The 11,900-nt window shown below is 64.1% G+C and carries 9 protein-coding genes; 3 read left to right on the top strand and 6 right to left on the bottom strand.

Annotated elements, in window-relative coordinates; genetic code table 11:
• Positions 1-305: 305 nt before the first annotated feature.
• Positions 306-674 (top strand): SH3 domain-containing protein, encoded by a 369-nt coding sequence (locus FJ972_RS30140; RefSeq protein WP_246671768.1) that lies wholly within the window; start codon positions 306-308, stop codon positions 672-674.
• A gap of 263 nt (positions 675-937) precedes the next feature.
• Here FJ972_RS30140 and fdhF read toward each other — a convergent pair whose 3' ends face one another.
• The 4 genes from fdhF to glp form a co-directional block, all read right to left on the bottom strand.
• Complete coding sequence (gene fdhF / locus FJ972_RS12045; protein ID WP_140521336.1) at positions 938-3,730, bottom strand: formate dehydrogenase subunit alpha; 2,793 nt, start codon at positions 3,728-3,730, stop codon at positions 938-940.
• Positions 3,730-5,403, bottom strand: coding sequence for an NAD(P)H-dependent oxidoreductase subunit E (locus FJ972_RS12040; protein WP_140521335.1), 1,674 nt, complete (start codon positions 5,401-5,403; stop codon positions 3,730-3,732). Before FJ972_RS12040 ends, fdhF begins: the two co-directional genes overlap by 1 nt.
• Before the next feature lie 149 nt (positions 5,404-5,552).
• Positions 5,553-5,804, bottom strand: a complete 252-nt coding sequence (locus tag FJ972_RS12035; RefSeq protein ID WP_224618804.1) for a sulfurtransferase TusA family protein — start codon at positions 5,802-5,804, stop codon at positions 5,553-5,555.
• Positions 5,805-5,880: 76 nt separating this feature from the next.
• A complete protein-coding gene (gene glp / locus FJ972_RS12030) occupies positions 5,881-7,137 on the bottom strand; it encodes a gephyrin-like molybdotransferase Glp (RefSeq protein WP_140521334.1) in 1,257 nt (418 codons plus the stop codon).
• Positions 7,138-7,287: 150 nt separating this feature from the next.
• Here glp and FJ972_RS12025 point away from each other — a divergent pair, with 150 nt between their 5' ends.
• Together FJ972_RS12025 and mobA are read left to right on the top strand one after the other, a co-directional pair.
• The gene (locus FJ972_RS12025; protein ID WP_140521577.1) at positions 7,288-8,172 is read left to right on the top strand and encodes a formate dehydrogenase accessory sulfurtransferase FdhD; all 885 of its coding nucleotides are present in this window, start codon (positions 7,288-7,290) and stop codon (positions 8,170-8,172) included.
• A complete protein-coding gene (mobA, locus tag FJ972_RS12020; RefSeq protein WP_181165257.1) occupies positions 8,162-8,803 on the top strand; it encodes a molybdenum cofactor guanylyltransferase MobA in 642 nt (213 codons plus the stop codon). Before FJ972_RS12025 ends, mobA begins: the two co-directional genes overlap by 11 nt.
• On the opposite strand, the gene FJ972_RS12015 is transcribed toward mobA, so the two are convergent.
• The gene (locus FJ972_RS12015) at positions 8,787-10,736 is read right to left on the bottom strand and encodes a molybdopterin biosynthesis protein (protein WP_140521333.1); all 1,950 of its coding nucleotides are present in this window, start codon (positions 10,734-10,736) and stop codon (positions 8,787-8,789) included. The genes mobA and FJ972_RS12015 overlap by 17 nt on opposite strands.
• Before the next feature lie 14 nt (positions 10,737-10,750).
• Entirely contained in the window at positions 10,751-11,803 is a 1,053-nt protein-coding gene (locus FJ972_RS12010) for a molybdopterin-binding protein (RefSeq protein ID WP_319023029.1), read from the bottom strand.
• Between the last annotated feature and the right edge of the window lie 97 nt (positions 11,804-11,900).

The following is an 11,900-nucleotide window of genomic DNA, read 5'->3' as shown; positions in this document are numbered from 1 at the left end:
CAACTCGCCTCTCCCGACGTTGTCTCACCAGGACCACGCGGCAATATCGAAAGATGTCCTCGAGCCCTCTTCAATCCTTCGCATGGGGCTTCGCTGTGAGACGCCGCGGTTGTGCGCCTCGGAGCAACGTCGTCTCGTCGACTTATCAAGACGCCGGTTGCGGCTTTTTCGTCACGGGTAGCGTCCTTCGTTGTTGCCTCATCGCTGCACTATGTGTTGCAACTGTCACAAAGGCTGGCCCTCAAGCTGCCGCCAATGGGATTGCCTTGCCCCGCTTCGCGTCGTTGAAGAGTTCTCCTGTGAATATGCGGGTCGGACCGGGCACCCAATATGACGTCGAATGGGTTTATGTCCGGCCCAGGATTCCGCTTGAAATCTACCAGGAATATGGAAACTGGCGGCGCGTGCGAGACTGGCAGGGAACATCCGGCTGGGTCTTCGGTCCGCTTCTTTCGGGGCGAAGGACCGCTGTAACCGCCCCATGGAGCAAGGACAAGATCGCGCTGCGCGGGAAGCCTTCGGTTTCCAGCCTCGTTACCGCATGGCTGGCGCCGGAAGTAATTGTCGAACTGGTGCGCTGCGACGGCCAATGGTGCAGGGTCGCGGTCAATTCGCTGGCAGGCTTCGTCAGGCAAACCCGCCTTTGGGGCATCTATCCTAACGATATACTCTAACAGCAGCACTCGTCGGAAGGCTGCTGCTGGTCGGCCGGTGATCGCATCTCGCGTCGCCTTCAGCCAAATCAAACCTCGCGAGAAAAACGCCGAGTTGAAGGCGTTCCGCACAACTATGGCTGACATCTGGCCGCCGACAGAGCCCCTCCCACCTGTCGCGAGCCTTCGCGACGGCCTGCCCGACTATTCCGGCGGCCGTCGGACAATGGACTTCCTCAAGTCAGCCATCGCCCAACACCACCTCCGCGGGCAGTTTCCAAACGTCATTCGGCAGCTTCGACCGATCTCGATGCCGGCACGATCCGCGCGGCACAATATTTGAACTCGGGGATCTTGCCGTAAGGATCGAGCATAGGATTGGTAAGCATGTTGGCCGGGCTCTCGTTAAAGCAGAACGGCATGAACACCATGCCATCGGCGACCTCTCGATCGGCCCGCAGAATGGCTTCGACGACGCCGCGCCGCGTCTCCACGTTGATCACGTCTCCCTGCGCAAGGCCGCGGCGCTTGATCTCGTAGGGATTCATCGCGGCAATGCCGTAGGGCTCGATCGCGTTGAGCACCCCGGCGCGGCGCGTCATGGCGCCCGTGTGCCAGTGCTCCAGCAAGCGACCAGTGGTTAGCACCAGAGGATATTCGTCGTCGGGCACCTCGTCGGGAGGCAGGAGGTCGGCGGGCACGATGCGCCCGCGGCCATCCGCGGTCGGAAACCCGGTGGTGAAGACGATCTCGTTGCCAGGAACATCAGGACCATCGGCAGGATAGACGACGGACTCCTCGCGTTCGATGCGCTCCCAGGAAATGTGCTTCAGCGACGGCATTACTTGCGCCATTTCGCCGAAGACGTCCGAAACGTGCCCGTAGTTCCAGTCCAGCCCCATGCGTCTGGCAAGCTCGATGATGAGATCGAGATCCTGCCGCGCCTCGCCCGGCAGGTTGACGGCCGGCCGGCCGATCTGCACCTGCCGATTGGTATTGGTGTAAGTGCCGAGCTTCTCAGCATGCGCGGAGGCAGGGAGCACCACGTCGGCATGCCACGCTGTTTCGGTCAGGAAGATGTCCTGAACAACCAGATGCTCTAGCTTGGCGAGTGCGGCGCGCGCATGGCTCTGGTCCGGATCGGACATGGCCGGGTTCTCGCCCATGATGTACATGCCCCGGATCTCGCCGTCATGGATCGCGTCGACGATCTCGACGACGGTCAAGCCGCGTTTGGGGTCGAGCGTCTGGCCCCAGAAATTCTCGTACTGGCCGCGGATATCGGCATTCTCCACCGATTTGTAGTCGGGGAAATACATCGGGATGAGGCCCGCGTCCGAGGCGCCCTGGACATTGTTCTGGCCGCGCAGCGGATGCAGGCCTGTGCCGGCGCGCCCGACATGCCCCGTGATCAGCGCCAGCGCGATCAGGCAGCGCGAATTGTCCGTGCCGTGGGTGTGCTGCGAAATGCCCATGCCCCAAAAAATCATCGAGCGCTCCGCCTTGGCATAGGTGCGCGCCACCTCGCGCAGTACACCGGCCTCGATGCCGCAGACGGGAGCCATCGCCTCGGGCGAAAAATCCTTCACCTTGGCCTTCAATGCCTCGAAGCCGGAGACATTGGCCTGGATGTACTGCTCGTCATAGAGCCTCTCTTCTATGATGACGTGCAGCAGCGCGTTGAGCATCGCCACGTCGCTGCCCGGCTTGAAGCGCAGCGCATAGCTGGCGTGGCGCATCAGTTCCTGGCCGCGCGGATCCATCACGATCAGCTTGGTGCCGCGCTTTGCCGCTTGCTTGAAATAGGTGGCGGCCACTGGATGGTTTGTCGCCGGCCGCGCCCCGATGATGATCACGCATTCGGCCTTCATGGCGTCCATGAAAGGCGCCGAGACCGCGCCAGAGCCGACGCCCTCCATCAGAGCGGCCACGGAAGAGGCGTGGCAGAGCCGGGTGCAGTGGTCGATATTGTTGGTGCCGAAACCCTGCCGGACGAATTTCTGGAAGAGATAGGCCTCCTCATTCGACCCCTTTGCCGAGCCGAAGCCAGCCAGCGCCTTGCCACCATGCTGGTCGCGGATGCGTTTCAGCCCGCTGGCAGCGCGCTCCAGCGCCTCTTCCCAGCTGGCCTCGCGGAACACTGTCAGCGGGTCGACACTGCGCAGATCAATGTCGCCGGCCTTCGGCGCGTCGTCGCGACGGATCAGCGGCTTCGTCAGCCGTTCGGGCGACATCACATAGTCGAAGCCAAAGCGCCCCTTGACGCAGAGCCGGTTCTCGTTCGCCGGACCGTTACGGCCGTCAACCTGGACGATTTTATTGTCCTTGACAGCGACCTGCGTCTGGCAGCCAACGCCGCAAAACGGGCAAACCGTATCGACGACCTTGTCGAACGCCTGGACGACACGCGTCTTGCCGGTCTCGTCCATCAGCGATTTCTCGTAGAGCGCACCAGTCGGGCAAGCCTGGACGCATTCGCCACAGGTGACGCAGGTCGACAGGCCCATCGGATCGTGCATATCGAAGACAGGAATCGAGTGATTGCCGCGCTCGGCCATGCCGATCACGTCGTTGACCTGCACCTCGCGGCAGGCGCGCACGCAAGCGCCGCAGGTGATGCACGCGTCGAGATTGACGGCAATGGCCGGATTGGTGATGTCGAATTCTGGCGCTAGCCCCTCCTCGGTGAACTTGGAACGGTATCGGCTGCCCGAAATCCCCATCGAACCGGCCCATTGCCAGAATGCCGACTGGTTGTCTGGACCGTCGCTCGCCGGTCGCATGTTGCTTGCGAGGAGCTCGAATACCATCTCGCGCGATTTGCGGGCGCGTTCGGTATCGGTTTTCACGACCATGCCGGCGGAAGGCTGGCGAACGCAGGAGGCAGCCAGCACGCGCTCGCCTTCGATGTCGACCATGCAGGCGCGGCAATTGCCGTCGGGACGATAGCCCGGCATGTCGACATGGCACAGATGCGGAATCTTTGTTCCCTGGCGCTTGGCGACATCCCAGATAGTCTCGCCAGGGGCGGCGCTCACGGTTTGCCCATTGAGGGTGAATACCACGCTCTCGGCCATCAGAGGTCACTCCGGAAATGCGTCAGCAGATGGTTGATCGGATTGGGCGCCGCCTGGCCCAGGCCGCAGATCGACGAATCGCGCATCACGGCTTCGAGGTCGCGAATCTTGTCTTCCGGCATCGGGCCCTGCTCCTGCAAGATAGCCACCAACTTTTCGGTTCCCTCGCGACAAGGCGTGCACTTCCCGCAGCTCTCATGTTTGAAGAATTTCATGAGGTTGAGCGTGACCTGCTTTATATTGTCGGCCCGCGAGAACACGACTATAGCATGGGACCCGACGAAGGCGCCCTGCTTGGCCAGATCGCCGCCGAAATCGAGCGGAATGTCCCCCAGTGCTGCTGGCAGGATGCCGCCTGAGGCGCCACCCGGCAAATAGGCCTTGAACTCATGACCGTCCGCCATACCGCCGCAATAGTCGTCGATCAATTCGCGTACCGTGACGCCGGCCGGCGCCAGCTTGACGCCGGGATTTTTCACCCGGCCGGATACGGACCATGAGCGGATGCCACGGTGGCCGGGCCTGCCCTGCGCAGCGAACCATTGCGCGCCCTTTTCGACGATGTCGCGGATCCACCAGAGCGTCTCGACATTATGGTTGAGCGTCGGTCGTCCGAACAGGCCGACCTCGGCGATGTAGGGGGGGCGGTGGCGCGGCATGCCGCGCTTGCCCTCGATGCTTTCCAGCATCGCACTCTCCTCGCCGCAGATATACGCACCAGCGCCGCGGCGGAGCTCGATGAAGCCCGGCTTGACGATGCCGGTGGCCTCGAGTGCGGCGATCTCCTGACGAAGAATGGCGAGCACCGCAGGGTATTCGTCACGCATGTAAAGATAGATCCGTTCCGCCTCGACGGCGTGCGCCGCGATCAATGCACCCTCAAAGGCACGGTGCGGATCTCGCTCGAGATAGATGCGGTCCTTGAAGGTGCCGGGCTCCCCCTCGTCGCCATTGATCGACATCAGACGCGGGCCCGGATAGGAACGCACGAACTGCCACTTCTTGCCAGCGGGAAAACCCGCACCGCCCAGACCCCTCAAGCCCGCATCGCCCACGGTGGCGATGAGCTCGTCCGTGGTCAGCGCCCCAATCCGTACCCGCTGCAAAAGCTGGTAGCCGCCCGCCTGCCGATACGCCTCCAGCCCGACATAATCGGGCACGTTCACACCGGTCTCCGCTGCCGCGGCCATGCGCCTCAGGCCCTCGGCGGTTGCCTGGTCGACCTCGCGATCACCGATACGCGCGGCAGGCGCGCCAGCGCAACGGCCCATGCAGGGCGCGCGCATGACCCTGATCGCCGCTGGATCGGCGCCCGCTTGCAATTCAGCCAGGAGCGTGTCGGCGCCCGCCAGCATGCAACTCACTGAATCGCACACGCGGATTGTCAACGGCGCAGGCGGCATCTCGCCTTCCTTCACAACGTCGAAATGGTCGTAGAAGGTCGCCACCTCGTAGACCTCGGCCTGCGACAAGCGCATATCTTGCGCCAGCGCCCGCAAATGCCGCGCCGACAGGCAGCCATATCGGTCCTGGATCAGATGAAGGAATTCGATCAGCAAGTCGCGCCGTCGCTGGCGCGCGCCCAGGAGCGCCTGAACCTCGGCGAGCGCAGCGTCATCCAGCGGCCTGCCCTTTGGTCCGCGATCACGCGGCCGTCGTTCCTGGATCGTCATGTGCTCACCTCCCCGAGTGAAACGCCCTTACCTCTTAACGATACCCCGCGGACCAGGATGTCGACTATGAGGCACGACATGTCCCCTGCACGACTAGCGCAAGCATTGCGTCGCAAATCTTGGGGCCGCCGCCGACGGGGTGCAACTCGTCACATCGTCGCGGGCTGCGTCTTTTCGATCATGAACACGACGCGATCGCCGTCGCGCTCCGTCGCTTCAAGTCGCTCGCCCATCTCGTTGAGCAGATTGGGGATATCGATGACCGCCAGCGGGTCCGTGCAGTGAACCTCGAGCCGCTCGCCTGGCCTCAAGGCTTTCAACGCCTTGCGGGTCTTGAGCGCGGGCAAAGGGCACTTAAGCCCGGTCAGATCCAGCTTCGTCGTGGTTATCATGGTCGGCATGATGCCCGACGGGACCTGGCCGCGTCAATCGAGCCTGGGTTGCGGCTCTCGTTTCGAGGACGCGATCCGACGGCGCTCACATAAGACTGGAATAGGGGAGGAACTGGACCGTGTGACCTGGCTCGACACGGACTATCTCCTCTCCCAACTCGACGAGACCGTCGGTCGCGACCAGGGATGACAACAGTCCTGCGCCTTCCCTGGGAAACTTCGTCGCTTCGTAGCATCCATCCGCGGCCGCGCGTACGCTTGCTCGCACATACTCGCGCCGTCCCTGCTTTTTGCTATAGGAAAAGGCGGCCCGCATAGCGATCGGGGTCGGTGGTTGCTGGAGGGCCCCCGCAAGGGCGAGGATTGCCGGGCGGGCAATATGCGCGAAGGTGACGAAGCTCGCCACCGGATTGCCAGGAAGTCCGATCAGCGGGGTTCCATCGATCACCCCCATGGCGACCGGCCGGCCCGGCTTGATCGCGACGCGCCAGAACACCAGGGTTCCGGCACTCTCGACGGCGGCCTTCACGCAATCTGCCTCGCCCGTCGACACACCGCCCGAAGTCAGGATCAGGTCATGGCTTAATGCCGCTTCGCTCAGCTTTTCAGCGATCAGTCTGCTGTCATCCACGAGGATACCGAGATCGGTGATGTCGCAGCAGAGTCGAGCGAGCATCGCCGTCAGCATGAAACGGTTGGAGTCGAAAAGCTGCGCCGGTCCGCGCATGTCTCCCGGCGCGACGATTTCGTCCCCGGTCGAGAACACTGCGACGCGTATCCTGCGCCTAACCTGGAGTTCCGTGAACCCCAATGCGGCGGCGAGCGCGATATCTTGCGGCCGCATCCGATGGCCCGCCGGGAGGACGGCCTCGCCCAATGCGACATCTTCACCCGCAGGGCGCACATTGGCACCCTTTTTCAGGCCGGGCGGGAGAAGGATCCTGCCGGAGCCGTCGATGCTCACGTCTTCCTGCATGAACACCGTGTCGACCCCGTCGGGCATTGGAGCGCCAGTGAAGATGCGTACCGTCTGGCCCGGCCGCACAGGTTCATTCGCCGCCATGCCGGCCTGAACCCTCCCGGCAACGGCGAACGCCGTCTCGACAGTCTGCGGCAGGTCTGCCCCTCGCACGGCGTAGCCGTCGACCGCGGAATTGGTGAAGGGCGGCAGCGGCAGCGATGCCACCATCTTTTTTGCCAGGACGCGCCCATCCGCCAGCAAGAGCGGGACCGTCTCGACCTCCTCTACGGCGCTGAGTTTCGAGGCGATCAGCGCGGCAGTCTCGTCGATGGGCCGCATCTGTCCGCCGAAAGCGAAGCAGTCATCCGAGATTTGCGCCATTTATATTCCCACTCTACGAGCGTGTCGGCTTCTTCGTAATCGCATCAATCCGGCTTTTTTTAATCAGCTTCGGTTGAACAGCCTGTAAGATACGGCAAGCTAGCGCAGGCGCGAGCCAGAATACGACGTCAGGAGACTGCCATGCCTTTGATGCTACGCCAACCGGAACACGCCATCATCACACCCGATCCGCAAGACCAACGGCTGACGGAGCTGGTTGCGGGCATCGACCAAACAGGCGCGACGGTAGAGGTCCGCGTACCGATCGAACGTGCCCTGACGCTCTATCTCAACGCTCAGGAGATCGTCACGATGATGACGGTCAACGACTACCCTGAATATCTTGCGCTCGGCTATCTGCTGAACCAGAACATGCTTCTGCCCACCGATGTGGTGACGGACGTCGAGTATGACGAGGACCTCCAGGTCGTGGTCGTTCGCACCGAGCGCAACACCGACTACGAGCAGAAGCTCAGAAAGCGAACGCAGACTTCGGGTTGCGCCCAAGGCACTGCCTTCGGCGACGTGCTGGAGGCGATCGAGGACATCACGCTCCCGCCCGCTGAGCTTCGCACCTCCTGGCTCTACGAGCTGACGCACAAAATCAACACCACGCCGTCGCTCTATCTGGAAGCAGGCGCCATCCATGGCTGCGTCCTTTGCAGGAAGGGCACGCCAATCTGCTATATGGAAGACGTCGGCCGCCATAACGCTGTCGACAAGATCGCCGGCTGGATGTACCGCCACGCCATCGATCCGGGGGATAAGATCATGTACACGACCGGGAGGCTGACCTCCGAGATGACGATCAAGACGGTTCGGATGGGCATTCCCATCCTGGTTTCGCGTTCCGGCTTCACCGCCTGGGGCGTGGCGCTGGCCCGCCAAGTGGGGCTGACGCTGGTCGGTCGGGCGCGCGGCAAGCGCTTCACCGCACTTTCAGGCCAGGAGCGGATCGTCTTCGACCAGGATATCGCTTCGGTCGATGAGGAAGCGCCGCGCCACCGCCGCAAGGGTGCCGAGCATGACGACTGAGCGGCCCATGACGCTGGGCGTCGTGCTCGCCGGCGGTCTGGGTCGGCGCATGGGCGGCGGGGACAAGCCGACGCGCGTGATCGGCGGACGCACGATGCTCGAGCATGTCATCGAACGGCTGGGACCGCAATGCGACGGGCTCGTGCTTAATGCCAATGGCGACCCCGTTCGTTTCGCCCGTTTTGGCCTGCCCGTCGTCGCCGACACGATCGAGGGTTATCCGGGGCCGCTCGCCGGCATGCTCGCCGCGCTCGATTGGACGGCGGACAACAGGCCCGACGTCGAGTGGATGGTCAGCGCCGCCGGTGATTGTCCTTTCCTGCCGCGCGACCTCGTTGCACGCCTCCAGCGGGCGCGCATGACCGAGGGGGCGGATTTGGCGGTGGCGGCATCCGGTGGTCAGGCGCATCCGGTCATCGGGCTCTGGAAAGTCGCCCTGCGGGACGAATTGCGGCATGCGTTGACCAACGAGGGCCTGCGCAAGATCGACCGGTGGACCACCCGCTACGGCCTTGCCACCGTATCCTGGCCGGCAGAGCCCGTGGACCCGTTCTTCAACGCCAACACGGTCGAGGACCTCGCCGAAGCCGAGCGGCTGGCCGCGTTGCTCGACGCTAACCCGGCCGGCTGAACCCCGCGCGCTCCAGCGCCGAATGCACCTCGTCGGCCTGGAGAACTTCGAGGAACGCGTGCACCGCGGGCCGATCCTTTCGCGCGCAAACCAGCGCGAAGTCGTAGTGCTCTTCGGTCAACGGGATAAGACCGAGCCCGGCCGCACGCGCGACCGGCGCAATGGTGACGCCCCAGTCAGCGCGCTTCTGTGCCACAGCCGCGGCCACGGCATTGTGTGTGCGCGGCTGGTTCCAGTAGCCGTCCGGGCGTTCCGCGCCGAGGAGTTGGTCGATCAGGATACGCGTTCCCGAGCCTTGGTTGCGGTTGACCATCATGCAATCGGGATCGGCGAGCGCGGCACGGACCGCATCCTCCGCGCCGAGGCCCTCGAAGCGCTCGTCCCCTCGGCGGAACACCAAACCTTGCATGCGCCGCCAGCCTGGCACGAGTTCGAGACCGTCACCGAGGAAGGGCGCGTTGTAGTTCCGCGTCTTCGGGTCGAAGAGATGGATGGGAGCGAGATCGCACTCGCCGCGCTTGGCCGCCGCAAGACCGCCCAGGCTTCCCACAGACAGCGAGCGCACCGAAATACCGCGACGCGAAAGTTCGCCAACGACCAGATCGAGGCCGACGCAATGACTGCCGATGACGACGAGGTCGGGAACGCGGACCCGCGGCGTGAACAGCGTCACCGGCACGTCGGCACCGGCAGGCACGTGATCGGCCAGGGCCTCGATGCGGATGAAGCCATCCGCCTGGGTAAAGGATGTTATCGCTCCCGAGCCCTTACCAGTCGGATAGGCCGTCAATCCTCCCTGCCCTTGCACAAGGGAGACCATCGCGAATTCGGTCCGTCCGAGTTCTGAAGGAACCCGCAACGGAAGGCTTGCGGTGACCTGAGCATCGACGCGCGGCGGCAGCCCCGCCATGCGCCGCAGGGCGGGTACCACCATGTCATGGAAGGTGAACATGGCCGAGGTCGGAAATCCCGGCAGGACGATGACCGGCTTGCCCCCGCACACCGCAAGGCAAAGCGGCTTTCCGGGCTTCAGCGCCACGCCGTGGGCGATGATGCCGGGTTTGCCCAGTCGGCCGATAATGCGATGCGTGACATCCCCTGCCCCTTTGGACGTGCCGCCCGACAGGATCATTACGTCGTGGGCGGCGAGCGCCTCGCGCATAGCCGTCTCAAGCGTTGCCTCGTCGTCCGGGAACGCGCCGAGAAAATGCGCTTCGCCGCCATTTTCAGTGACAGCCGCAGCGATGATCGGCCCGTTGGCGTCATAGATGCCGGCCGCCCGCAGCGGCTCGCCCGGCTGAACGAGTTCATCGCCAGTGGAGAGCACGGCCACGCGTGGCCTGCGCGCCACGGCCACTTGTGCGATTCCGCACGCGGCGAGCATGCCGATTTCGCGCGAGCCGATTTGCGTTCCGGTGCGCAGCACGACCTCTCCTCGCGCCATGTCGGATCCTGCATTGGAGACAAACTGGCCGGGCGAGATGCCGCGCCCCACCTCGATGGCACTCAATCCCACCGGATGCGTATGCTCCACCATGATGATGGCGTCCGCGCCACGCGGCAGCGGCCCGCCGGTTGCGATGGGCGTGGCGGTTCCGGTCAGAACGGGGAGTTGCGGAACCGTGCCGCAGGCAATCGCTTCCGCATTCAGCTCAAGCCGAACGGGACGGGTTTCAGAGGCGGCAGCCAGATCGGCCGCACGTACCGCGAAGCCATCGACATTGGAGCGGTCGAAGGGCGGCACGTCGACCGGCGCCGCCACGTCCTCGGCAAGAACCAGCCCGAGCGCGTCGGCCAGCGTCCGCGTCTCGGTCGGCAACGGGCGGGGAAACAGCGCTGCCTCGAAGCGAGCCAGCGCAGCTTCGCGCGACAATATCGTCAGGAACTGCTCCTGCCCGCTGTTCTGCCGGGCCGATGATGGAGAATTCGTCATAGCGGCTCACTCGATCAAAAGTTGCGGAGCGGAAAGGCGGAGACGGGCGTACCGGCGGCATACCCTTCGCTATCGCCCGGGACCGCAAGCCAGGCGTCGGCAAGCCGCATCGCGTCCAGCGAAAAGTCGCCGACCGCGAGCGGCGTCCACATGTCCCTTTCCTTCCCGAGCAGAACGAGCTCGTAAAGTCCGACCGCGGATGAGATTTTCCGCGAGAGCGGCAAGATGATGCCGGGCCGTTCAGATCTGCCCGACAGGCGGTCCAGGACTGGCTGGACAAGCGCAAGGAACCCGGCGAAAGCTTGGTGCGGCGATCCGGCCAATGCGACCACCGGTGTCTTGCCGAGCCGGCCTATTGCCGTTGTCCTTCCGGGCCGTAAGGCAATGCCGTGCCCAATCAACACCCCGCGCCGCGCCAGAGCCTCGGCGGTCACGTCGGCGTGGCCGTCACCAGTACCGCCGATCAGGAGCAGAAAATCGCAGGCCTCGCCGTCAAGAGCGACAATGATCGATGCCGCGTCGCGCTCTACGGTCTCTATACCGACGATCGAAACGCCCGAGGCACTCAGGCTCTCGACCACGAGCCGCATGGAGAATGTCTCGTGGCTGTCGGCAGCGACATCGATCACGCGCACGCGCGGGCTCCGTATGGCAAGCTGGCTCAGTCCCACTTTGCGGGCGACCAGCAGGTCGGCGACGCCGATCGCCTTTCCCTCAAGCATTGGCGGGCGGGCCGCCGCCATATCCTCGCCCGCCCGGCGCACACCCTGACCGGGCACCGCTTCAGCTGCTGCTTGGATCATCGGTCCACTGCAATCGACGAGGCCGGCCTGCAGCACACAGTCGCGATCTTCAGGCATGGCCTCACCCGTCTCGACCCAGATCGGCGCGACCGGCAAAACTAAGGGCGAATAGGCTGATGCCCCCATGAGGTCGAGGGCGCGACACGCCCAGCCGTCGACGGCAGCGATGTCTCGCACAGGCTGAGCCGGCACGACAGGCGGCATCCCGGCAGCGACATAGCCCAAGGCTTGTTCAGGCGGCACCAAGCGGGGGGTGACGGGCATTACACCATCGAGCAGCGCGTCGAGCGCCGCTTCCAGGGGAGTCAGCGGGCCCGTCGAAGAAAACGTTCTCGTCATGGCGCGATATTGAAGCAGACGC

This window comes from Mesorhizobium sp. B2-1-1 (assembly GCF_006442975.2).
In the GTDB taxonomy this organism is placed as follows: Bacteria; Pseudomonadota; Alphaproteobacteria; order Rhizobiales; family Rhizobiaceae; genus Mesorhizobium.
Note: the sequence above shows the minus strand (reverse complement) of the source record. Positions and strands in the feature narration are given on the sequence as shown.

Bases quoted from the DNA above. Each gene is read 5' to 3' on its own strand.
- FJ972_RS12010 (WP_319023029.1), bottom strand. From the start codon at position 11,803: ATGCCCGTCACCCCCCGCTTGGTGCCGCCTGAACAAGCCTTGGGCTAT.
- fdhF (WP_140521336.1), bottom strand. From the start codon at position 3,730: ATGGCCGAGAGCGTGGTATTCACCCTCAATGGGCAAACCGTGAGCGCC.
- mobA (WP_181165257.1), top strand. From the start codon at position 8,162: ATGACGACTGAGCGGCCCATGACGCTGGGCGTCGTGCTCGCCGGCGGT.
- FJ972_RS30140 (WP_246671768.1), top strand. From the start codon at position 306: ATGCGGGTCGGACCGGGCACCCAATATGACGTCGAATGGGTTTATGTC.
- glp (WP_140521334.1), bottom strand. From the start codon at position 7,137: ATGGCGCAAATCTCGGATGACTGCTTCGCTTTCGGCGGACAGATGCGG.
- FJ972_RS12040 (WP_140521335.1), bottom strand. From the start codon at position 5,403: ATGACGATCCAGGAACGACGGCCGCGTGATCGCGGACCAAAGGGCAGG.
- FJ972_RS12015 (WP_140521333.1), bottom strand. From the start codon at position 10,736: ATGACGAATTCTCCATCATCGGCCCGGCAGAACAGCGGGCAGGAGCAG.
- FJ972_RS12025 (WP_140521577.1), top strand. From the start codon at position 7,288: ATGCTACGCCAACCGGAACACGCCATCATCACACCCGATCCGCAAGAC.
- FJ972_RS12035 (WP_224618804.1), bottom strand. From the start codon at position 5,804: ATGCCGACCATGATAACCACGACGAAGCTGGATCTGACCGGGCTTAAG.